We start from the raw sequence: 21,368 nt of genomic DNA, 5'->3' as shown, positions 1-21,368 counted from the left end.
TACAGGTGGCGAGATGCACTTAGAATGAGAAGAGCTCATGTAAAGACTGTGTATCCAGCATCGTACCAGCAGATGTCACAGATTTTGAAGGAAGGTCTAAGTGATGTAGGTCAGTTAACCGTTGTCAAACGATGTGATGATTTTAGGTTAATGATTAAAAAGAGTAGAGGTTTTTTATCTTATTAGATTTTTATAGGTTAGATAAAATAGTGACTATAAAAATGTCTGGAAAGTATGCGAACGCACTACTTTTCAGACATTTTTTTGCTCGCAATTTTACACAACACATGGCATAATGCAGGATATAAAGTGAACATTCTGTACTGAACTAATAAAGTTGTTTAATTTTCTTCTAGCCTAGCCTTGTCAATCAAGGTTGGGGCAAAGAATGGAGATAATTAAAGTTGTTTAAATTTAAAGTGTTGGATGTAAAAAGAACGGTAGGCTTTCTCAAATAAAGTTGTTTAAAAACGGTATATTGCAGGTTTTCTTCATCATTTTTAAACAACTTTATTATTTTTTAAATGACTTTATTATCTATCAAACATCTTTATTATTCGAAAACACATTCAGTCCGAGGTGGTTTTTTCGCACGATTCCCTGGGATTGGTGATTGAGGAAGAGCAGGTGAGGCTAGCGATGCGAAAAATTTTAGTTGTAGATGATGACCAACATATTTTACAGTTAGTGAAACTGCATTTACAAGCATGGCATTATGATATTATCTGTGCTGCAAATGGGGTTGAAGCATTACAACAAATGACAGAGGATGTCGATTTAGCAGTTGTTGATGTGATGATGCCAGAGATGGATGGTCTACAATTAACGAAAGAACTAAAAGAGGAATGGGAAATCCCAGTATTATTATTAACAGCTAAAGGGCAGTTGGAGGACAAGCGAGAAGGCTTTACTGTTGGAGCGGATGATTATGTTGTAAAGCCCTTTGAGCCGGACGAATTATTATTCCGCATACAAGCGATTTTAAGGCGCTATGATAAGCCGACGGAGGCAGCAATTGAAATTGGGGATTTAGTGATTGATAGGCGTACATTGCAAGTTGTGAAAGGTCAAACGAAGCTTGTTTTACCATTAAAGGAGTTTGAATTACTTGCTATTCTTGCAAGCAGAGCGCAAATTTTTCAGCGAGATTATTTAATGGAGCAAGTGTGGGGGCTTGATTATGAAAGTGATGATACGTTAAATACACATATTAAACGATTGCGTGAAAAGCTTGTACGCCTTGACAGTACAGTGCAAATTACAACAGTTCGTGGCGTAGGCTATCAGCTTGAGGTAGTGCAATGAAAATATATTCTACTTTATATTTTAAATATATTGTAGTGGCACTTGCAATTATGTTTCTCAGTGGCGTTCTGGCATTACTTGCGACAAATACGTATTATCACCGTGTTATTAAAGAACAAAATGATACGAAAAATGTAGCCATTGTTCAAGAAATGACCGAATATATTAAAGAAAACGAGCAGTTAAACTTAGAGGCATATTTGCAAACAATTGCTAGTATCGGTTATCAACTATATGTAATAGACGCAGAGGGGCAGGCTGCATTTTACGGTAGTGATTTTCGTTTGACCGCGCTTGATGATAGCGTAAAGCAGGCTGTTATTGAAGGGCAAATTTACCACGGAATGCGTGATTACCCACGTCAGCTTTTTATTACTGGTTTTTTTGCTAATGATTTAACGAATTCCGTAGGCGTGCCATTCCAATATAAGGGTGATAAATATGCATTGTTTGCACGCCCTGATATACGCCTGCTATTTAATGAAATGCATGTTGTGCTTGGGAATATGATGCTGATTTCTTTAGTTGCTAGTTTAGCTGCTATTTTGCTTGCAGCATGGTATTTGGTAAAGCCGATTCGAGCTTTAACGGCTGCGACAAAGCAAATAGCAAAGGAGGATTACGATGTAGCAATTGAAATTGCACGCACAGATGAACTTGGATTATTAGCGAAAAGCTTTAATAAAATGGCACAAGATTTAAAGCAGCAAGACGAAACACGTAAAAGCTTTATTCGCAATATTTCTCATGATTTACAAACGCCGCTACAAAACATTCATGGCTATGCCAATCTGTTAAAAAATAAGCAGCTAACAGATGAAAACCGCCTGCATTATGCGGATATTATTGAAGCGGAAACGAGCCGTCTTTCAAGCTTAACAAGACAGTTACTCCTGTTAAATTCGCTAGATGAACTTGTCTATAAAAGACGGCAAACGACCGTAAATATTACACAGCAAATTGAGCGAGCGGTGCTGAAAAGTCAGTGGATGATTGAGCAAAAAGAGTTGGCTATATGGCTACAACTGGATGAAGCGATTTTTCATGGTGATGAAACATTGCTCGAAAATATTTGGGAAAATCTTATTGCAAACGCCATTAAATATAATCGACAGGGTGGAGAAATTAATATTAAATTGGTAAATGAGCCAACTGTAATTACGCTAGAAATTTCTGATACAGGCATCGGTATTCGACAGGAGCATTTACAGCATATTTTTAAGCGCTTTTACCGAGTGGATGAGGCGAGACAAACGAAGGGGACAGGCCTAGGGCTAGCGATTGTTCAAGAGGTCGTTCATTTTTATAACGGTCAAATTGCAATAAATAGTAAAGAAAATGAGGGCACGACAATAACGATTCAATTGCCAAAATAGCGTTGCAGTTCAGCTTGAGTTCAGATAACGTCGATACAATACTTCCATATGAAACGATATGGAGGTATTTTATTATGGAAAAAGTATGGAGCATACGATTAATTCGTTTAGCAGCAATTTTTGGTTTAATAGGAGCCATTTTAGGCTCTGATATGGCGGGCTCAGGGAATTACCAATTTAGAGCAATTCATGCACATATGCTCGTTGTTGGATGGTTATCTGTATTTGCATGGGGCTTGTTTTATAAAGTATACCGTGTTCGCATACAAAAATTAGTATCTATACATGGTTGGACAACTGTCATTGGCTCGGTAGGATTAACAATTGGCATGTTATTCTACAATATCAATCCATTTCAAATGAATGAAGTGTTTACATTAATTACATTTATCGCTGGCGGAACAGCATTATTAATCAGCTTTGCCTTGTTTATTGCCATCACATTTTTGCTAGAGGACTAAATTGTGTGAGAATTGTGTGTGTGCCTGGCACCCACACAATATGCTACAATTAATCCAATAAAGGAGGCGTATGAAAATGCAGCCAAATTGGATTAGGCAACGCGCATATTTAACACCGAATCGCATTGGACTTCGCTTCGAAGAGCAGAGCTGGACTTTTCAGCAATTGCATGAAGAAGCATTATATAAAGCAGGACAGTTGGCAACGCTTGCGAAGCAGGGGGGGCGAGTAGCAATTTTAGCTCCCTCTACGCCAGAGCTTATTAAAGTGATTTATGGGTGTATGCATTTGCAGTTAGAGATGGTGCTTTTAAATGGGCGTTTGTCAGCGGAGGAGCTTGCTTATCAAATTGAGGATGCGCAAGTAACAGTCGTATTGGCGGCAGCAAGCGAAGTACATAAATTACCGCAAAATATAGAGTTTGTTACATTTGAGCAGCTTATGAGCGTGCAGGCGGTTGAAGTCGAGATTGCGTCTACTTGGTCAGAGGAACAAACTGTTTCGATTATGTATACTTCTGGTACGACAGGCTTTCCGAAAGGTGTGCGTCAAACTGTAAAAAATCATAGTATGAGTGCCATTAGCTCGGCATTAAATTTAGGAACTACAGAGCAGGATGTATGGCTTTGTACTGTACCTATTTTTCATATTAGTGGCTTTTCCATTTTAATGCGCTCATTGCTGTATGGAGCAACTGTCAGCTTATATGAAAAATTTGATGCGATGGCTTGCGTACAAGAAATAGTTGAGGGACATGTGACAAATATTTCTCTTGTCTCAGTAATGCTTGAGCGTGTTATAAGTGAAATGGAACGCTTGCAAGTGCAAGCACACCCCAACTTCAAAATACTGCTTGCGGGTGGTGGTTTGATACCAGTTGATTATTTACAGCGCGCCGCGAAAGTGCAATTACCTGTTGTGCAAACATATGGTATGACAGAAACCGCATCGCAAACAGCAACGCTTGCTAGCGCTGATGCACTACGCAAAATTGGCTCAGCAGGAAAGCCGCTATTTTTTAATGAGGTGCGCATTCAAGGTACAGAGGAACCATTTGTGGAGGGAGAAATTTGCATCCGAGGCCCTCATGTCACACCGGGCTATATTGGGCGTTTTGCTGAACGTTCAAGCACTGAAAACGGCTGGCTACTAACAGGTGATATAGGCTATTTAGATGATGAAGGCTATTTATATGTGGTCGATCGCCGCGCTGATTTAATTATTTCTGGTGGGGAAAATATTTATCCAGCAGAAATTGAAAATGCTTTACTAGCACATCCAAATGTATTAGAAGCTGGTGTTTGTGGTATAGCAGATGATAAATGGGGACAAGTACCGATTGCCTTTATTATACAAAAACAAGCTGTAAGTGAAGAGGAGTTACGTGCATTTTGCGAGCATAAGCTTGCAAGCTATAAGCTACCAAAGCGATTTTATTTTGTTGAAAGCTTACCACGCAATGGCTCTAACAAGCTGTTGAGAAGAAAATTGAAGGAATTATTGTAAAAGAGAATGGGACTGTCTGAAAAGTCCATTTTGTTTTGCCACCGCATTGAAATCAATGTTTTCATCGCTTCCCTTTTACTGAAGGATAACACTGCTAAAGCCAACGTTCATCCCATTTTTAAAAGAGGCGTTTTCTGTTTATAGGAATCAACATTTTGTGAAACATCATCGCGACTGTCCAAAATGCCGGCTATGCACGGCTTTTTGGACAGTCCCCTTTTATTAGAATAAAAAGATTTGAAGCATATTTTAAATGGTTAAATTCCGTGCTTTTCAATTTTATCCTGCCGTAAGACTTCCACTGGAAGAACATTAAGGATAAGTGGGAGATTAATTGCCCGTAAAAGCCCGATTGGTTCAACTAACAATCAGTGGAGAAAAGCACCCACTAATTGAAGTTTCACTTTATAATGACCAAAGAGATTTTGAGCTTTTGGGAAGGTCCTCTTTTCATATGCCTTCTTAAAATATAGGCTTTATTGCAATGCCTTGGCTAATTGCTCAATATTATGCTGCATTAAAGTGAAGTAGTTTTCATTGTTTTTAATATCTTCCTTCGTTAAAACACTTAAATTATGCAATGTTAATGCCTCTGCTCCGACCTCTTTTTGGATGACCGTTGTTAAATTTGAAGAAACATTTTGTTCGAAGAAAATATAGCTAATGTTTTCTTCTTTAGCTAAATCAACGATTGCCGCTAATTGCTTTTGTGACGGCTCACTTTGGGAGTTTAGGCCAGCAACAGGAATTTGATTAAAGCCATAATGACCTGCTATATAGCCGAACGCCGCATGGGATACAAAAAATGTTTTCATTGTTGTTTGCTTGGCCATTGCTTCAAAATCGGCATGCAGTGTATCAAGCTCCGAAGCTAGTTCCTCATAATTTTTTGTGAAAAGCTCTTGCTGCTCTGGCAACATGTCAACAAGCTCATTTTTGATTGATAATGCAAGCTCCTTTGATAGAACAGGTGATAGCCATACATGTGTATCATGCTCATGATGACCATGTTCTTCGTGGTCTCCATGCTCCTCATCATGCTCGTGGTCATGGTCCTCTTCATCCTCTGCATGCACATGACCTGTGGAAATGTGGAACTGCTCATCCGTTATATTGTCGGCTGTAGCAACTAATTTAACATGCTCATTCGCTAATGTTTTTTTAGCGTTTTCAACAAAGCCTTCTAAGCCCTGTCCAATATAAAAGAATAGTTCAGCGTCTGCTAGTGCCATCATATCTTTTTGTGTCGGCTCGAATGTATGTTCATTCGCTCCAGCAGGATAAATAGACTCCACCTGCACAAAATCTTCGCCGATGCGCTCGGCAAAATATTGTAACGGGTAAACAGTCGTATAAACAGTTAAAGAATTACTAGATGCTTTCTGGTCTTCACTGCCACATGCTGCTAGCAACGCAAGGATTGCTAATAAAAAAAAGTAAATAAATTTTTTCATCATTAAATCTCCTAAATAGTAATTATTACGATTTGTGCAATCGACGTTTTTTATCATAACTCAATTACAAAAAAAAAACAATAAAAAAAACCTTCGAAATTTATTTTTTTTTCGAAGGCCACTTTTCAGGCACGGGATCAAAGCCACCTGGATGGAGTGGATGGCATTTTAGTATGCGCATTGTTGTTAAAATAAATCCTTTTATTGCTCCATGCTTTTGGAACGCTTCAAGTCCGTAGCTTGAGCAAGTTGGATGAAAGCGACAAGAAGGAGGCGTCATAGGTGAAATATATTTGCGATAAAATTTAATTAACCAAATAAAAGGATGCTTCATTTTTGTTGCTGCTCATTTTCTTGTTCAGCTGGCATTGAATCAATTGTTTGTTTTGCTGAAAAATTATTTTGACGTGCAACCCAAATAATCACAATGGCAAATGTTGACATTATGGCAATTACTACTATAAAAACTAGTGCAAGATTCATATTTCTCACCTCATATTTATCTCTTATTACTAAGCTGTAAAACATATGCGAACATGCAGGTTCACTTTATTATAAGCAAATTCCTTTTAATTAGCTATACATGTGAATATGAATTACTACTTCGGGTAATGATAAGAAAAAATTGAAGGGAGCATCTGCATGAATAAATACAAAATGTATGTATCGATAACTGATTTGACATGTAGCCATATTCCGAATTTATCGTCCAATGAATTTAAGGTGGAACTAGAGCCTGCTATTGCTCGCATTTTTACAAAGCTTTTCAATCAAATCAATGGTCTTGAAGGTCATAATTTATGGCGAGCACATTTACCTTATATACCTTACCATTATGATGAATTAAATCATGATATTGATACACGATTAAAAAAAATTTATGCGTTACTGCATGAATTCGGTGATAATCATACGAAGGAATTTGTTGAGCAGTTACCATATTTCAAGCTTAAGGGATAAGATGTAAAGACGATAGCGTCTAAAAAGCGTGCAAGGCACTGCTTTTCAGACGCCCTCCTTGAAGGATGCTAGCTCCTTCGTTACACTAATAAGGATAAGGAGTTGGCATATATGTTTACGTTTACAGATGAAAATGGTTTCAAGGTTGTTTTGCGATTTGACCATGGTCCCTTTGAAGTAGAGCCTCGCCATGTGTTGGTGCTCGTGCAGCACAAGGGAAAATGGCTGTGCGCGGTGCATAAGGAGAGAGGAGTAGAATTTCCAGGCGGGAAGCAGGAGGCAGGGGAAACGTTATTACAGGCGGCTATTCGCGAAGTATATGAGGAAACACAGGTGCAGATAAAAGATGTAGAGTGGTTTGCTTATTATGTAGTACATACAAAAACACCGTTTTGTAAGGCAGTATTTACCGCAAATGTAGCGCATATTGAAGAGTTTGTAGGTGAATATGAAACGACAGGGCGATTATGGCTTACGGCAGACGAATTGCTCACTCATCCACATTTAAGCTTCTATATGCGAGATGCAGGTATGAAAAAGATGTTACAGGAAGTGGAATGCAAGTGAAGAAAAATGGAATAATTGAAGAAATAAGACGCTACCCTTCACCGAATGAAAAAGTGCGCTTAGATGAAATCATTTATTGGTCAAATGGCTTGCGTGTAAAGGGCTTGCTAGCTCGACCGAAGCAAGAGGGACAATATGAGGCACTGCTCTATTTACGTGGTGGTCTGCAATTTATCGGAATGGTACGCCCTGCACGAATCGCACAATTTGCCGCACAAGGCTTCGTTGTTTTTGCCCCCTATTACCGCGGTAATCGAGGGGGCGAGGGCAGGGATGAGTTTGCTGGTGAGGATCGTTATGATGCAGTATATGCCGTTGACGTACTAAAGCAGTTTTGCGATGCACAAAAAGTGCATTTATTTGGCTTTTCACGCGGTGGCTTAATGGCGTTATGGACGGCAATATTGCGTGATGATATTGCCTCACTCGTGACATGGGCAGGAGTGTCTGATGCGACTGATACATATTGGCAAAGAGTCGATATGCGCCGAGGGTTAAAGCGTATTATCGGAGGGACACCGAATAAAGTACCAGAGCGCTATAATCAGCGTACTCCCTTATATGAAATTACGAAATTACATGCGCCTGTTTTAATTATTCATGGCACTGAGGACCAGCATGTGCAGCCGATGCATGCATATAAGCTAGAGCAATATTTGCGAAACAACAACAAGCAAGTAGAAGCTTGGTATGCAAGTGGGCTAAAGCATCATTATCCACCACGGCTTAATTGTCAAACAGTAAGGCAGCTTTGCCAGTGGATGAAAAAGCAGCTAATTTAAGCGTCTGATTTTTGCGATGAATAATAAAAAAGTTGATAATATAATTGAAAATACAGCAGAATAAGGCAACCATATATTTGTATTATAAAGATACGAATGTGTTGAATTTGGATGGACAATTTGAGAAACGCCAAGTAATAATATACTAAATGGAAGAATAAGTGGTTTTTCATCCTTAATGTGAAAAATTTGCTGTAAGCCGATAAGCGTCACATAAAAATAAATAAACGCTCGAGTATAAATGGTAATAATCCACATAAATGCGATGATAACTTCAATTCTTTGGAAGAAATTACCGATAGAAATTCGCTGCGCTAATATGTAGGTCGGATAATTTTGTGAAGCTGTATTCATATCCCCTAGCACTAATATGCATAAAGTAATAATGAAAATTAAGACAATCCCGCCTAATAAAATACCTAGATAAAAGCCTTTTTGGGCAGATTTATTTATATTGACCGTAGAAGGATAAATCATTAAAAGCATAATCGACGGAAAGGCGAAGATACTCATAAAATAAAGCACGCTTGCAATAAATGTGCGGGGAGGAGTATCCAGCATCGGTTGCATATTTTCAAATTTAATATCTGGTGTAATGAAAATAATAAAAAATAAAAACAACAGTAGAAATACAGGAAAAAGTAATTCAGCAGAACGAGCAAAAGTTTCTAACCCTAAATAATTTGCCAAAATAATAATAAAGCCAAATAATAACACAAATGCGAAGTTAGGTGTTTCAGGCATAATTTCAATTTGCATGAAGTTTCCGATATAATACAACATCTCGCCTGAATTTAAAAACGCAAACAATATAAATAAAATTGCAACAGGCTTGCCTAGCCATTTACCTAATACTTTTTCGATTATTTCAATCAAAGTATATTTTGGAAATGTATTGGCAAGCTTGACGAAAAGCATAATTAATAAAAAGCTAAGTAATACCCCAACTATCGCAGCAATCCAAGCATCCTGTTTTGCGAGCTTTGCTAAATAGGCAGGAATAATTAAAATGGATGTACCTATCGAATATAAAAAGGTGATAATTGTAAATTGGCGTGTGCTAATCATTTGTTTATTGCTCATTCTATTCTCCGCTCCTTATATACCTAGCAATGCGTGAAGAGCGTTGCTAATTGGTTGAAAAATAAATGTGATGAAATCTAAGGGGCTCGGTAAATAAATGTGAAGGCTTAGAGTGATGGCCAAAGCTGTGCCTATTGTAAGCAAAATGAAAAATAGCCACGTAGTAGCTGGTTCTTTATTGTCGCGTAATATAGCCCATTGTGAGCTAATGATTATAATAACAATAACAGCAATAGCAAATGACATAACCATATAGCATCACTCCTGTGTAGGAAAAAATGTTGAATTTTGTATAGTGCCAGTATTTCTAGTATGTACGACTACATCAACTGTAACCTCAACATTTGGAAAAAGGCTTTCCCACTCATTTTTTATATTTCTCCATTTTTTAGGCTCCTGCTTGTGTAGCACTTTATTAAATTGGACAGCGTCAGCCTCATATTTTTTTTGTAAGGCATGTAATGTCTTTTCTATTTTTTGTTTAATAACATCGGACGTTTTGTCGTTAATTTCTTTAATTGTTTGCTCTTTTGTCAAATCAATTACACACTTAACCTCACCAATATTTTGCTGAAGGTCAACTAATACATGAATTTTAGGTGTATTATTGTCAAATTTTCCTTTGACGGTTGTTTTGGAACGAGTAATTTCCACTGCTAAATTGCCATCCTCAGGACAAGTTATTTGCTCGATTGTGCTTTTAATATTATCTGTTAAAAAATTATAGCCCTTACTTTCTTCATCCGTCAGTAGCCCCACCATTTTCCCTTTTTTGAGAACAGCAAAGCCACTGTATTTTAAAATAGTTGGGACAACGATTTGATCAACATTTTCTTTGCTCATCCCTATTTCTTTACTACCAATAAGATTTAAAGTGGAGAGGACAAGGCTGTTATCCTCATAGTGTAGCGCATCAATTAAATCATACAAGGCGACTGTTGCTGTAGAGCCCCATGCCTTTTCGGAAATTTTGAGAGAGAATGTTATTTTATTGGCTGGTATTTTTTCAACAGGCGTCAGCACGCTGATAATATCTTTAGCTGTTGTTTCGTATGCAGCGATAACATTCAAATCATTACGAAATTCATGGTCACGAGATAAAAAATCTAGTGCAGGCTTAATTCCACTCTCCAGCAATTCACTGCCGAAAACTATAATTTGTAAATGCGAAAAATATGATTTTCTAGGTGCTAACAATGTGACTTTCCGAATTGCTTCAAATATTGTAGGACCAGTTGCTGAATACGTAGAAACTGGAGAGCGCCCGCTTGTTGGCTGTTTAGAAGAAATTTCACCGGGATTAACGACTTGAACAGTTACTTCATATTCATCACCTTGCTGGTCGATACCTAGTGCAACAACAATGGCAATATCATTAAGCTCTTTTTTGCTCCAACACCCGCTTAACAGCAGGCATATGGAAAGAAACAATAAAATGGAAGCGATTTTGTGCATTGCTGACACCCCTTTTACAAATGAAAATCTATCCAACATTAACGGGCAGTAAGACGCCCACTTCAAGATTTAAGTGAAAATACGCTAAAGGATAAGTGAGAGATTAACTGCCCGTAAAAGCCCGATTGGTTCAACTAACAATCAGTGGGGATGAGGAAAACCCCCACTGATAGAAGTTTCACTTTATCTTTTATATCTTTTTTTATATTTTGATTCTCTCGTCATATTTGTTTGGTTTACTAAACGAGGTCTTTTCTTTAAAAATCTTCTAGGGAGCAGTAAAATGGCATCCTTTTGATTTTCGAGTATCAGTGGTGCAAACGGACTCATGTATGGAATGCCGAATGAACGTAAACTACATAAATGTAGAACAAGTGCTAACATACCAATCATGACACCATAAAGACCAAAGCCTCCCGCTAGTAAAATGAAAGGAAAGCGCAAAACTCGAATAGAGTTTGAAAGACCATATGACGGAAAAATAAAACTACAAATAGCAGTTAAAGCGACAATAATAACTGTTACCGCTGAAACAACGCCCGCTGTAACCGCTGCTTCCCCAATAACTAATGTGCCAACAATCGAGACAGCAGGACCGATAGTGCGTGGCATGCGTAGTCCAGCTTCACGTAAAATTTCAAATGCAAGTTCCATTAATAATGCTTCGATTACAGCAGGAAACGGCACACCTTCCCGCTGTGATGCAATACTTATAAGTAAAGGTGTTGGTAGCATTTCATGATGAAATGTCGTGATGGCAACATAAAAGGCAGGTGCAACTAATGAAATAAGAATTGCAACAAATCTTAATAACCGAATAAGAGAGCTGACAATTGCATTTGAGTAATAATCCTCAGATGATTGTAAAAACGATGTAATAAGGGAAGGGACAATTAGCACAAAGGGCGTACCATCAACCATAATGGCGACCTTACCTTCAAGCAATTCCCCTGCAATAACATCTGGACGCTCTGACGTATACATCGTTGGAAACAATGAGAATTGAGCATCTTGAATTAATGATTCAATATAACCACCTTCTAAAATACCATCAATATCAATTTGATTGAGTCGGTCAAATACCTCTTGAACAATTTTATCATTGGCAATACCATTTATATGGATAATTGCTACATCTGTTTGTGTAACATCGCCAATAATTTTACTTTGAACCCATAAATTAGGGTTCTTTATTTTACGACGAATGAGCGCTGTATTTGTACGCAATGTTTCAGTAAAGGATTCACGTGGTCCGCGTATAACAGACTCTGTTGCAGGCTCCATCACAGGGCGGTCTTTAGGGTCCTTTATATTCGTCGCAAGTGCGGTCGCTAAACCGTCCACTATGATAATGGCACTTCCATTGAAAAGCGCACTGTAGAGCGTTGCAAATTTTTGTATTTCTTGGACATTGCCAATCGTTAAGCAGTATTGCTTTAAAAAATCAGTTGTTTTTTCAATATTTTCTTCAATTTGGTCTGTTAATAATCCCATGATGGGCTCCAACAATGTATTTGTGATATCTGCTTTATTAACTAAGCCATCTATATAAACAATAGCTAAAGATTGTTTAGTTGATTCTCCGATAAAAAGTTGTCGCACCATCACATCATCACTATAACCAACAGTCTGTTGTATTGTATCAATCGTATGTTGTAATGAAGTAAATAGTGGTTTCTGATGGGCATTAGGTGAAAGCTTAGAAGGGGAGTGTGTCTGTGTATCTGAATGTTCCATGTTCCATCTCCTCCAATACTTATAAGGAGAGGATAGTCAAATTTTAATAAAATTAAACGAGTATTTTACGAAAAAGCATTAAATTTAGTGTTGACAACCTTTTAAATCGATTTATATTTTTATTGTTTTAATAAAAAAAACGTCTGAAAAGCAGTGCTTTCACACGCTTTTTCAGACGTCTCTTTTACTAGTATATTAAACTAATGGACCGCCTTGTTTTGAAATATCTTCCGAAACATTCTCGAATTTTTGGAAGTTGTCATTGAAAAGACCTGCTAAATGCTTAGCTTTTGTATCATAAGCATTTTTATCAGCCCAAGCATCGCGAGGGTTTAATACTTCCGACGGTACACCTTCAATTGCTGTTGGAATGTGTAAGCCGAATACTGCATCTTGTGTTGTTTCAACATCGCTTAGTTTACCTTCGATAGCAGCACGCACCATTGCGCGTGTGTAAGAGAGCTTCATACGGCTACCTACGCCATATTCGCCACCAGTCCAACCAGTGTTTACTAAAAATACTTGTGAGCCGTGCTCATCAATTTTCTTACCTAACATTTCTGCATAAACTGTTGCAGGAAGCGGTAGGAATGGAGAACCGAAGCATGTTGAGAATACTGGTTCTGGCTCTGTTACGCCACGTTCTGTACCTGCTAACTTCGATGTGAAGCCGCTTAGGAAATGATACATCGCTTGCTCCTTTGTTAATTTTGAGATTGGAGGTAATACACCAAATGCATCTGCAGTTAAGAACACGATTGTTTGTGGGTGTCCTGCTACAGAGGGCTTTGCGATATTTTCAATATACTCAATCGGGTAAGCTACGCGCGTATTTTCTGTTAACGAACCGTCGTCATAGTTGCAAATACGTGTATTTTCATCTACAATAACGTTTTCTAATACAGAGCCGAAGCGAATCGCATTATAAATTTCAGGTTCTTTTTCTTTTGAAAGGTTAATTGTTTTTGCATAGCAACCACCTTCAATATTGAAAACGCCATTGTCTGACCAGCCGTGTTCGTCATCACCGATTAATTTACGGTCGCTATCTGCTGATAAAGTCGTTTTGCCTGTACCAGATAAGCCGAAGAATAAAGCGACATCGCCCGCTTCACCAACGTTTGCTGAGCAGTGCATTGATAAAATATCTTGCTCTGGTAATAAATAATTCATAATGCTGAAAATAGATTTTTTCATTTCACCAGCGTATTCTGTACCACCGATTAAAATCACTTTCTTTTCTAATGAAACAATAATGAATGTTTCTGAATTTGTTCCATCAACAGTTGGATCTGCTTTAAAGTTTGGTGCAGAAACAATTGTAAAGTCTGTTGTATGTGTAGCAAGCTCCTCGGCAGTTGGGCGGATAAATAATTGATGGCAGAATAAATTATGCCATGCATATTCATTAATAACTTTAATACCGATTTGTGAATCTTTATCTGCACCAGCAAAACCATTAAATACGAAAAGCTCGTCGCGTTCTTTTAAATAATTAACTACCTTTACATATAGTTTTTCAAACACTTCAGAAGAAATCGGACGGTTTACTTTTCCCCAGTCAATTTTATCTTTCGTGCTTTCTTCTTCTACTGTATATTTATCTTTAGGAGAACGACCAGTATATTTGCCTGTTTCAGCACGTAATGCACCGTCAACAGTTAGAATTGCTTCTCCACGAGATGTTGCTTTTTCTACTAACTGTGGAACAGAAAGTTGAACATGAATATTTGTACCGTTTAATAAATCTTTCAGTTCGTTTGCAATTTCTACTGAATTCATCGCTTAAAACCATCCTTTTATTTATAATATTCCCAAGTTTGGTGGGAATTCATTTCTTTTAACTACAAAAAGTATAACACATTAAATGAAATAGTCTATACTAATTCGAGAGAAATTTATGAAATTTTTAGTCGGTAAATCGGAAAAAATGAATGGATGTGTATAGTATTTGACAGCGCAAAAAAAATTATGTATTATATGAAATTGAACGGATACTCTTATCCCGAGCTGGTGGAGGGTCAGGCCCTATGAAGCCCGGCAACCTGCATGACTTTTCACATCATGCGTTGGTGCCAACCTGATGCAAGGAGCTTTCTCCTTGAACGATAAGAGTGAAAGGGAACGAAAATACAATCCTTTCTCTCATGCTTATGAGTGAAAGGTTTTTTTATTGCCTAAAAAAGTTCGTCATTGAAAAACCTAGTTGATAAACTAGCTGTCTAGCACTGCGCTTGAAACGATTCGCAACGCTTACTATTATATAGATAAATGCTTAAACAGCAAGACAGCCTTAAACTTAAGACGATGATAAAACTTTTCTTTATGACTATACCTTTCAAAAACCTTGTGTTAAGAGGCGGTAATGGTTTGAGTTGATTCCATATTCATGGGCAGCCATTATGAAAACGATTGATGCACAAAAGTGTAGTGAATCATTAACTGTCTGTAAAAGCCGAAGCGGCGAAGTTTGATAAAGAATGGATGAAATACTCTTCTATTATATTAAAGCATCGCCTTAAAAGCTTGACATGGGTAAGGAGTACCGTATCATATTCGCAGGAACTATAGGAGGAAACAAAATGACAAATCGTAGACTATTTACATCTGAAAGTGTTACTGAAGGACATCCAGATAAAATTTGCGACCAAATCTCAGATGCAATTTTGGACGCCATTTTAGCTGAAGATCCAAATGCTCGTGTAGCATGTGAAACAACGGTAACGACAGGGCTAGTACTAGTGGCAGGAGAAATTACGACTTCTACTTATGTAGATATTAAAGGAATTGTACGTGACACTGTAGCAGAGATTGGCTATACGCGTGGTAAATATGGCTTCGATGCTGAAAACTTAGCAGTGCTTGTAGCAATTGGCGAACAATCACCTGATATTGCACAAGGCGTAGACCAAGCTCTTGAGGCACGTGAAGGCTCAATGTCAGACGAGGCGATTGAAGCAATTGGTGCGGGTGACCAAGGATTAATGTTTGGGTATGCATGTAACGAAACACCAGAGCTAATGCCGCTACCAATTAGCTTGGCGCATAAGCTAGCGCGCCGTTTAACAGAAGTGCGAAAATCAGGTGAATTAAAATATTTACGTCCAGATGGAAAAACACAAGTAACGGTTGAGTACGATGAAAATAATGTACCAGTACGTGTAGATACAATTGTTATTTCAACACAGCATGATGAAGAAGTAACATTGGAGCAAATTCAAGCAGATTTAAAGCGTGTTGTAATTGCACCAGTTGTACCAGCTGAGCTATTAGATGAAGCAACAAAATATTTTATTAATCCGACAGGTCGCTTTGTTATCGGTGGACCAAAGGGCGATGCCGGTTTAACAGGTCGCAAAATCATTGTGGATACTTACGGAGGCTATGCGCGACATGGTGGTGGGGCATTCTCAGGTAAGGATGCGACAAAAGTAGACCGCTCTGCGGCTTACGCAGCGCGTTATGTGGCAAAAAATATCGTTGCTGCTGGTTTAGCAGACCGTGCAGAAGTACAGCTTGCTTATGCAATCGGTGTGGCACAGCCTGTATCAATTGCTGTAGATACATTTGGTACGGGAACAGTGCCATCTTCTCAAATTGTAGAATGGGTCCGTGAGCTCTTTGATTTACGCCCAGCAGGTATTATTAAAATGTTAGATTTACGCCGACCAATCTTTAAACAAACTGCAGCTTATGGACATTTCGGTCGTACAGATTTGAATGTACCTTGGGAGCAAACAGATAAAGCAGACGTATTAAAGGAAAAAGCAGCATTATTAGTGAAATAATAGTGAAGGGGTTGTCCGAAAGCAGGCAGACGCGCTGCTTTCAGACAGCTCTTTTTTTTATATAGATTCAGAGCGGAAGTGTAGTGACAAATCTTATTTATTGCGATAGCAAGGTGCCAGATGCAGAAGCAAATGAAGTGAGTGCTCCTGTGGTGTTGACAATAAATTGTCAACATCCCCGTCGCAAGGGAAGGGGTGCTCCTGCGGTAGTAACAATAAATTGTTACTATCCTCGTCGCAAACAAATATGTAAAGTCCCTTTACATATTTGTTTGCAATGATTTATAATATTGGCCTTTTTCTACATATTCACGAATAATGCGATCCATGTCTTCACGATCCTCTGCATTTACTTCGCGTACGACCTTTGCGGGACGCCCCATTGCGAGCATATTTGGTGGTATTTTTTTACCTGGGGGAACGAGACTGCCCGCACCAATAAACGCACCTTCTCCAATTTCAGCTCCATCAAGAATGATTGAGCCCATGCCGATTAGTGCTCGTTTGCGAATGGTACAGCCATGCAATGTCACCTGATGACCAACCGTTACTTCATCTTCAATAATTACAGGGTTATTTGGACTTTGGTGTATGCAGCTCAAATCTTGTATACTAACTCGTTTGCCAATAATTGTTGCTGCTACATCACCACGAATAACTGTATTAAACCATATTGTCGATTCCTCTCCAATTGTAACGTCGCCTGTTATCGTAGCGAAATCTGCAATAAATGCAGAGGAATCAATTTTGGGTAGTATTCCTTTATATGGGTAAATCATAATAAAAACGCTTCCTTTCTTTATACACACTATGCAACCATCGTATCAAAAGTAGAGAAAAATAGAAAATAAAATTTAAACAATGCTTAAAAAACCGATTATAATAGAAGAATCTATTGTAGCAATCGTAATAAAAGATATAATGAATCTTCAGTGTTAATATAGGATAAATGTATATAATGAGCGACAGTAGGATAACAATAAATTTAAGTTTTAGAATGTAGGAGGGATTGCAATGTGGAAATGGGAGGCTGATGGGCAGCCAAAGGCAGTTGTGGCAATTGTCCATAGTGCATATGAGCATCATCGCTGGTATGCTTGGCTCATTGAAAAGCTGCGTAGTGCAGGATTTCACGTTGTAATGGGAGATTTGCCAGGCCATGGAGAACAGGCACAGAATAGAGGCTACCATGATGAGGATTTTTTTAAATATGAGGACTATGTAAAACAGTTGGTAGAAATAGGGTTATCTGAAAACTTACCTGTATTTGTTATAGGGAATGGTTTAGGTGCAACAGTATTAATGAATGTTTTACAAAAAAAGAAATTAGAATGTGCAGGCGCCATATTTGTGTCGCCTTGGCTACAGCTCAAGCTACAGCCTGGTAAAATGTCAAATGCATTAACAAGTATTAGTGCGTTGACTTCTAGTGTCAAGCTTCAGCATGATATTACGATGCAACGGATGTCTCGAAATTATGAGGTATATGAGGAGCTAAAGGATGATGTTCCTCATAATACAACTGTTACAGTAAAGTGGTATAAAGATTTGCAACAGCTACTGAAGCGTTTAAAAAATGTAGAAGTGAAATTTCCGAATTTACCTATTTTAATGATGACGGGAGAAAGGGATTCAATTACCGATATACAAGTATCAAAAAATTGGTTATTACAACAACCATTAACTCATTTTCAATATAAAGAATGGTCGGATTGTCAGCACAGTTTATATTTTGAAATGGAAAGAGAAGAAGTATATTTATACACAAAAGATTTTATGAATAATGTGTTGCGCTCGTTAGGCTATATAATTTAACGATGTAAAAATACTAGAATAAAATATTTATTTGATAATAAATTTTGCGGGTTGTGTCATGTGAAAATACTTTACATACAATGTTGACTTTATTTGAAAAATAGGCATTGGAAACGCTTTATTAAAATATTTAATAGATGAAAATTGAGTATGCTAGATGTATTTCTAGTATACTTTTTTTGGCTTAAAGGCTTATGGAATCTAACTTTTCAGAATTTTGGGACACGAAATATTTAGAATCTTTTAAAAAATGTATTGCATAAAAAATGTATATGTAATATAGTAAATTTCAAAATAATACATTGTTTCAAAGGGGGATTTTGATGGAGTCAGTTGTAGGTTTTTTAAATGATGTTTTGTGGGGACCATGGTTTATTTATGCTATTTTGCTAGTTGGACTATTTTTCTCGATTATTACTCGTTTTTTACAAGTACGCCTTATTAAAGACATGTTTGTGTTGATGTTCAAAGGGGAGAAATCTGATAAGGGTATTTCATCATTCCAAGCGATGTCTATTGCTTTATCAGGACGCGTAGGTACAGGTAATATCGCAGGTACAGCAACTGCGATTGGTATGGGGGGACCTGGTGCTGTATTTTGGATGTGGGCTATTGCCTTTATTGGTGCCGCAACAGCTTATGTTGAATCTACTTTGGCGCAAATTTATAAAGAAGAAAAAGAAACAGAATACCGCGGTGGTCCTGCCTACTATATTGAAAAAGGTACAGGACAAAAATGGTTTGGTGTATTATTTGCAGTTATAGCAGTAATTGCAATGTTATTTTTAATGCCTGGTGTGCAATCTAATGCGATTTCAGGTGCGGTAGAAAATGCCTTTGGTTTAGCACCTTGGATTACTGGTGTTATTATTATCGTTTTATTAGGCACAATTATTATTGGTGGGGTTAAATCAATTGCGAATGCGGCACAAGTTATCGTACCATTTATGGCTGCCGCTTATATGATTATGGCATTTATCATTATTGTGATGAATTTTTCAGAAATACCAACAGTTATCGGTTTAATTTTCTCAAGTGCATTTGGTGCTCAAGAAATTTTTGGCGGAATCGTAGGTTCGGCTATTGCTTGGGGAGTTAAACGTGGTATTTACTCAAATGAGGCTGGTCAAGGTACAGGTGCTCACCCTGCAGCAGCAGCAGAAGTATCTCATCCTGCTAAGCAAGGGATTGTACAGGCAGCATCTGTTTATATTGATACATTATTAGTTTGTTCAGCAACAGCGTTTATGATTTTATTTACAGGTATGTACAATGTCCATGATGAAAAAGGGGATAAAATCGTTGTTCAGCATGAATCAGCAGAATATGAAATTTACCCGACGATTTACACGGGTGAGTTTGGTCAAAATAATTATACAGGTGACGCTCAAATTTCATACGCACAATCAATTAAAGAAGGGGCTACTTATACACAACATGCTGTAGAAAGCGCTATTCCAGGCTTTGGTGCACCATTCGTAGCGATTGCATTATTCTTCTTCGCCTTTACAACAATAATGGCTTATTATTACATTGCTGAGACAAACGTTGCTTATTTATTCTCTGGAACAGCGGAGAAAATTGGTATATGGATTGCTAAAATCGCCATTTTAATTGCAGCCTTTTTAGGTACAGTACGTACTTCAGATTTAGCATGGGCTATGGGGGATGTTGGATTAGGCTTAATGGTTTGGGTAAACGTCATTGCGATTTTAATCGTTATGAAACCAGCAATTGTTGCATTAAAAGATTATGATAGACAGAAAAAAGAAGGAAAAGACCCACAATTTGACCCTACTAAGCTAGGTATTAAAAATGCAGATTTCTGGGTTGAACGTAACAAAGGAAAATCATAAGGGAATAATGAAAGCTACCAAAAGTGTATGATTTGCTTTTGGTAGCTTTTTGTTTTAACTATGCTGAACCGCTTGTGTCGCAGGGGATTTTCTTAAAGAAATTGCTGCGCAGCCTAAAGCTGCGATAGCAAAAATGGCACCAAATATAGATAAGTAAATGGCAGATGAAGTGAAAGCAAATACGATGCCACCAACTGCTGAACCAATTGAAATGCCTATTTGTAATGCTGCGGTATTCAAACTTTGCTGAATATCGGATGTTTTCGGTGCTATTTGGATTAAATAATTTTGCAATGGCGGTGTCAATGCCCAGCTTAGTGCCCCCCAAAATACTGTGATAATTAAAAATAACGGTAATGCAATGATTGTAAATGGAATAAGAAGTAGCACAACAGTGAATGAGGCTACGACAAATAATATCGTTTTTTTCGTGCCTAGCTTATCATTTAGCCAGCCACCTAGCGCATTACCGCTAACAGAAGAAACGCCGAATAATAAATAGCAAGCGCTAATCCATGAGGCACTTAAATCAAAAGCTTCTACTAAAAAGGCTGTTAAATAGGCGTATAGCATATAATGCCCTGCTAGCATAAATAATGTCGTAAATTGTGCACTTAACACTTTGACATCTGCTAATGATTTTAGCTGTGTTTTTAATGGAATAATTTCGGCGACAGGCATTTTTTCTAGGAAAATGCTATTTAAGACGATCGATAAAACTGACAATACAGCAATACCTAAAAATACGGCACGCCAGCCGAATGCTTCTGTAATAAAGATGCCAAGTGGAACCCCAATTACGAGGGCTGAGCTCACTCCGATAAAAATATAGCTTAATGCTTTGGCTCGATAGCGTGGTTCTACAATTTTCGCTGCGATTGTGAGCGATAAAACGATAACTAGCGCCGTGCTCATCGCAGAAATAATGCGTGCAATCATAACGACTGTAAATGTCGTGCTTACATACATCATTAAATTACTTAAAGCAAAAATAACTAATGAAATAATAAATAATTGCTTTCTTTCAATTTTCGCTGTTAATGATAGAAGGAGTGGGGCAGATAATGCATAAATAAAAGCGAAAACAGTAATAAGTTGTCCCGCTGTAGAAATTGAAACATTTAAGTCTTTTGCAATATTAGGTAAAATCCCTCCTACAATTAATTCAACTAAACCAACCGCAAACGCAGTAATAGCAAGAATATACACTCTCCAGCTCATA

At 37.8% G+C, this 21,368-nt stretch carries 20 protein-coding genes and 1 riboswitch; of the genes, 10 read left to right on the top strand and 10 right to left on the bottom strand.

Translation table 11 applies throughout. The features are described from left to right. Positions 1-639: 639 nt before the first annotated feature. The 4 genes from C9J36_RS10500 (at position 640) to C9J36_RS10485 (ending at position 4,649) form a co-directional block, all read left to right on the top strand. A complete protein-coding gene (locus tag C9J36_RS10500; RefSeq protein ID WP_066164276.1) occupies positions 640-1,305 on the top strand; it encodes a response regulator transcription factor in 666 nt (221 codons plus the stop codon). Further along, positions 1,302-2,681: a sensor histidine kinase gene (locus tag C9J36_RS10495; protein ID WP_107943034.1), complete on the top strand. Its 1,380-nt coding sequence runs from the start codon at positions 1,302-1,304 to the stop codon at positions 2,679-2,681. The genes C9J36_RS10500 and C9J36_RS10495 overlap by 4 nt, the downstream gene beginning before the upstream one ends. Before the next feature lie 74 nt (positions 2,682-2,755). After that, complete coding sequence (locus C9J36_RS10490) at positions 2,756-3,142, top strand: hypothetical protein (RefSeq protein WP_066161749.1); 387 nt, start codon at positions 2,756-2,758, stop codon at positions 3,140-3,142. A 76-nt stretch (positions 3,143-3,218) separates the two neighbouring features. Beyond that, positions 3,219-4,649: an o-succinylbenzoate--CoA ligase gene (locus C9J36_RS10485; protein ID WP_107943033.1), complete on the top strand. Its 1,431-nt coding sequence runs from the start codon at positions 3,219-3,221 to the stop codon at positions 4,647-4,649. 476 nt (positions 4,650-5,125) lie between these two features. On the opposite strand, the gene C9J36_RS10480 is transcribed toward C9J36_RS10485, so the two are convergent. The 3 genes from C9J36_RS10480 to C9J36_RS17310 all read right to left on the bottom strand — a co-directional run bounded on the left by C9J36_RS10480 (position 5,126) and on the right by C9J36_RS17310 (position 6,586). Continuing rightward, positions 5,126-6,103: a metal ABC transporter solute-binding protein, Zn/Mn family gene (locus C9J36_RS10480; protein ID WP_107943032.1), complete on the bottom strand. Its 978-nt coding sequence runs from the start codon at positions 6,101-6,103 to the stop codon at positions 5,126-5,128. A 100-nt stretch (positions 6,104-6,203) separates the two neighbouring features. After that, positions 6,204-6,437, bottom strand: a complete 234-nt coding sequence (yidD, locus tag C9J36_RS10475) for a membrane protein insertion efficiency factor YidD (protein ID WP_066161758.1) — start codon at positions 6,435-6,437, stop codon at positions 6,204-6,206. Beyond that, on the bottom strand, positions 6,434-6,586 hold the full coding sequence (locus C9J36_RS17310; protein WP_161485046.1) for a hypothetical protein: 153 nt from the start codon (positions 6,584-6,586) through the stop codon (positions 6,434-6,436). The genes yidD and C9J36_RS17310 overlap by 4 nt, the downstream gene beginning before the upstream one ends. Before the next feature lie 159 nt (positions 6,587-6,745). On the opposite strand from C9J36_RS17310, the gene C9J36_RS10470 reads away from it, so the two are divergent. The 3 genes from C9J36_RS10470 (at position 6,746) to C9J36_RS10460 (ending at position 8,412) form a co-directional block, all read left to right on the top strand. Then, a complete protein-coding gene (locus tag C9J36_RS10470; RefSeq protein WP_107943031.1) occupies positions 6,746-7,063 on the top strand; it encodes a transposase in 318 nt (105 codons plus the stop codon). 111 nt (positions 7,064-7,174) lie between these two features. Further along, complete coding sequence (locus C9J36_RS10465; protein ID WP_107943030.1) at positions 7,175-7,630, top strand: NUDIX domain-containing protein; 456 nt, start codon at positions 7,175-7,177, stop codon at positions 7,628-7,630. Further along, positions 7,627-8,412 carry an alpha/beta hydrolase family protein gene (locus C9J36_RS10460; protein WP_107943113.1) on the top strand — a complete coding sequence of 262 codons (786 nt, stop codon included), beginning with the start codon at positions 7,627-7,629 and terminating at the stop codon, positions 8,410-8,412. The genes C9J36_RS10465 and C9J36_RS10460 overlap by 4 nt, the downstream gene beginning before the upstream one ends. Here C9J36_RS10460 and C9J36_RS10455 read toward each other — a convergent pair. The 5 genes from C9J36_RS10455 to pckA form a co-directional block, all read right to left on the bottom strand. Further along, positions 8,404-9,495 carry a GerAB/ArcD/ProY family transporter gene (locus tag C9J36_RS10455; RefSeq protein WP_107943029.1) on the bottom strand — a complete coding sequence of 364 codons (1,092 nt, stop codon included), beginning with the start codon at positions 9,493-9,495 and terminating at the stop codon, positions 8,404-8,406. The two genes, C9J36_RS10460 and C9J36_RS10455, sit on opposite strands and share 9 nt — an antisense overlap. A 15-nt stretch (positions 9,496-9,510) precedes the next feature. After that, on the bottom strand, positions 9,511-9,747 hold the full coding sequence (locus tag C9J36_RS10450; protein WP_107943028.1) for a hypothetical protein: 237 nt from the start codon (positions 9,745-9,747) through the stop codon (positions 9,511-9,513). A 6-nt stretch (positions 9,748-9,753) separates the two neighbouring features. Next, on the bottom strand, positions 9,754-10,950 hold the full coding sequence (locus tag C9J36_RS10445) for a Ger(x)C family spore germination protein (protein ID WP_107943027.1): 1,197 nt from the start codon (positions 10,948-10,950) through the stop codon (positions 9,754-9,756). A 183-nt stretch (positions 10,951-11,133) separates the two neighbouring features. Next, a complete protein-coding gene (locus C9J36_RS10440) occupies positions 11,134-12,687 on the bottom strand; it encodes a spore germination protein (RefSeq protein ID WP_066161777.1) in 1,554 nt (517 codons plus the stop codon). Between the two features lie 195 nt (positions 12,688-12,882). Continuing rightward, the gene (gene pckA, locus C9J36_RS10435; protein ID WP_066161779.1) at positions 12,883-14,469 is read right to left on the bottom strand and encodes a phosphoenolpyruvate carboxykinase (ATP); all 1,587 of its coding nucleotides are present in this window, start codon (positions 14,467-14,469) and stop codon (positions 12,883-12,885) included. A 215-nt stretch (positions 14,470-14,684) separates the two neighbouring features. Beyond that, positions 14,685-14,802: riboswitch (SAM riboswitch) on the top strand. Positions 14,803-15,269: 467 nt separating this feature from the next. Here pckA and metK point away from each other — a divergent pair. Continuing rightward, entirely contained in the window at positions 15,270-16,475 is a 1,206-nt protein-coding gene (metK, locus tag C9J36_RS10430) for a methionine adenosyltransferase (RefSeq protein ID WP_066161784.1), read from the top strand. A 260-nt stretch (positions 16,476-16,735) separates the two neighbouring features. Here metK and C9J36_RS10425 read toward each other — a convergent pair whose 3' ends face one another. Next, on the bottom strand, positions 16,736-17,254 hold the full coding sequence (locus C9J36_RS10425) for a gamma carbonic anhydrase (RefSeq protein ID WP_066161786.1): 519 nt from the start codon (positions 17,252-17,254) through the stop codon (positions 16,736-16,738). 235 nt (positions 17,255-17,489) lie between these two features. Between C9J36_RS10425 and C9J36_RS10420 the strand changes: the two genes are divergently transcribed. Next, entirely contained in the window at positions 17,490-18,290 is an 801-nt protein-coding gene (locus tag C9J36_RS10420) for an alpha/beta hydrolase (RefSeq protein ID WP_066161789.1), read from the top strand. A 323-nt stretch (positions 18,291-18,613) separates the two neighbouring features. After that, positions 18,614-20,146, top strand: coding sequence for an alanine/glycine:cation symporter family protein (locus C9J36_RS10415; protein ID WP_107943026.1), 1,533 nt, complete (start codon positions 18,614-18,616; stop codon positions 20,144-20,146). 54 nt (positions 20,147-20,200) lie between these two features. Here C9J36_RS10415 and C9J36_RS10410 read toward each other — a convergent pair whose 3' ends face one another. Next, positions 20,201-21,367 (bottom strand): MFS transporter, encoded by a 1,167-nt coding sequence (locus C9J36_RS10410; protein ID WP_107943112.1) that lies wholly within the window; start codon positions 21,365-21,367, stop codon positions 20,201-20,203. Position 21,368 lies beyond the last annotated feature (1 nt).

The organism is Metasolibacillus fluoroglycofenilyticus, from assembly GCF_003049645.1.
In the GTDB taxonomy this organism is placed as follows: domain Bacteria; phylum Bacillota; class Bacilli; order Bacillales_A; family Planococcaceae; genus Metasolibacillus; species Metasolibacillus fluoroglycofenilyticus.
The sequence above is the reverse complement of the archived record's forward strand: the minus strand, read 5'-3'. Positions and strand labels throughout refer to the sequence as shown.

What these genes read in the sequence shown, in the direction of transcription:
- C9J36_RS10500 (WP_066164276.1), top strand. Translation starts at nt 640, where the DNA reads ATGCGAAAAATTTTAGTTGTAGATGATGACCAACATATTTTACAGTTA.
- C9J36_RS10495 (WP_107943034.1), top strand. Translation starts at nt 1,302, where the DNA reads ATGAAAATATATTCTACTTTATATTTTAAATATATTGTAGTGGCACTT.
- C9J36_RS10490 (WP_066161749.1), top strand. Translation starts at nt 2,756, where the DNA reads ATGGAAAAAGTATGGAGCATACGATTAATTCGTTTAGCAGCAATTTTT.
- C9J36_RS10485 (WP_107943033.1), top strand. Translation starts at nt 3,219, where the DNA reads ATGCAGCCAAATTGGATTAGGCAACGCGCATATTTAACACCGAATCGC.
- C9J36_RS10480 (WP_107943032.1), bottom strand. Translation starts at nt 6,103, where the DNA reads ATGAAAAAATTTATTTACTTTTTTTTATTAGCAATCCTTGCGTTGCTA.
- yidD (WP_066161758.1), bottom strand. Translation starts at nt 6,437, where the DNA reads ATGAAGCATCCTTTTATTTGGTTAATTAAATTTTATCGCAAATATATT.
- C9J36_RS17310 (WP_161485046.1), bottom strand. Translation starts at nt 6,586, where the DNA reads ATGAATCTTGCACTAGTTTTTATAGTAGTAATTGCCATAATGTCAACA.
- C9J36_RS10470 (WP_107943031.1), top strand. Translation starts at nt 6,746, where the DNA reads ATGAATAAATACAAAATGTATGTATCGATAACTGATTTGACATGTAGC.
- C9J36_RS10465 (WP_107943030.1), top strand. Translation starts at nt 7,175, where the DNA reads ATGTTTACGTTTACAGATGAAAATGGTTTCAAGGTTGTTTTGCGATTT.
- C9J36_RS10455 (WP_107943029.1), bottom strand. Translation starts at nt 9,495, where the DNA reads ATGAGCAATAAACAAATGATTAGCACACGCCAATTTACAATTATCACC.
- C9J36_RS10450 (WP_107943028.1), bottom strand. Translation starts at nt 9,747, where the DNA reads ATGGTTATGTCATTTGCTATTGCTGTTATTGTTATTATAATCATTAGC.
- C9J36_RS10445 (WP_107943027.1), bottom strand. Translation starts at nt 10,950, where the DNA reads ATGCACAAAATCGCTTCCATTTTATTGTTTCTTTCCATATGCCTGCTG.
- C9J36_RS10440 (WP_066161777.1), bottom strand. Translation starts at nt 12,687, where the DNA reads ATGGAACATTCAGATACACAGACACACTCCCCTTCTAAGCTTTCACCT.
- pckA (WP_066161779.1), bottom strand. Translation starts at nt 14,469, where the DNA reads ATGAATTCAGTAGAAATTGCAAACGAACTGAAAGATTTATTAAACGGT.
- metK (WP_066161784.1), top strand. Translation starts at nt 15,270, where the DNA reads ATGACAAATCGTAGACTATTTACATCTGAAAGTGTTACTGAAGGACAT.
- C9J36_RS10425 (WP_066161786.1), bottom strand. Translation starts at nt 17,254, where the DNA reads ATGATTTACCCATATAAAGGAATACTACCCAAAATTGATTCCTCTGCA.
- C9J36_RS10420 (WP_066161789.1), top strand. Translation starts at nt 17,490, where the DNA reads ATGTGGAAATGGGAGGCTGATGGGCAGCCAAAGGCAGTTGTGGCAATT.
- C9J36_RS10415 (WP_107943026.1), top strand. Translation starts at nt 18,614, where the DNA reads ATGGAGTCAGTTGTAGGTTTTTTAAATGATGTTTTGTGGGGACCATGG.
- C9J36_RS10410 (WP_107943112.1), bottom strand. Translation starts at nt 21,367, where the DNA reads ATGAGCTGGAGAGTGTATATTCTTGCTATTACTGCGTTTGCGGTTGGT.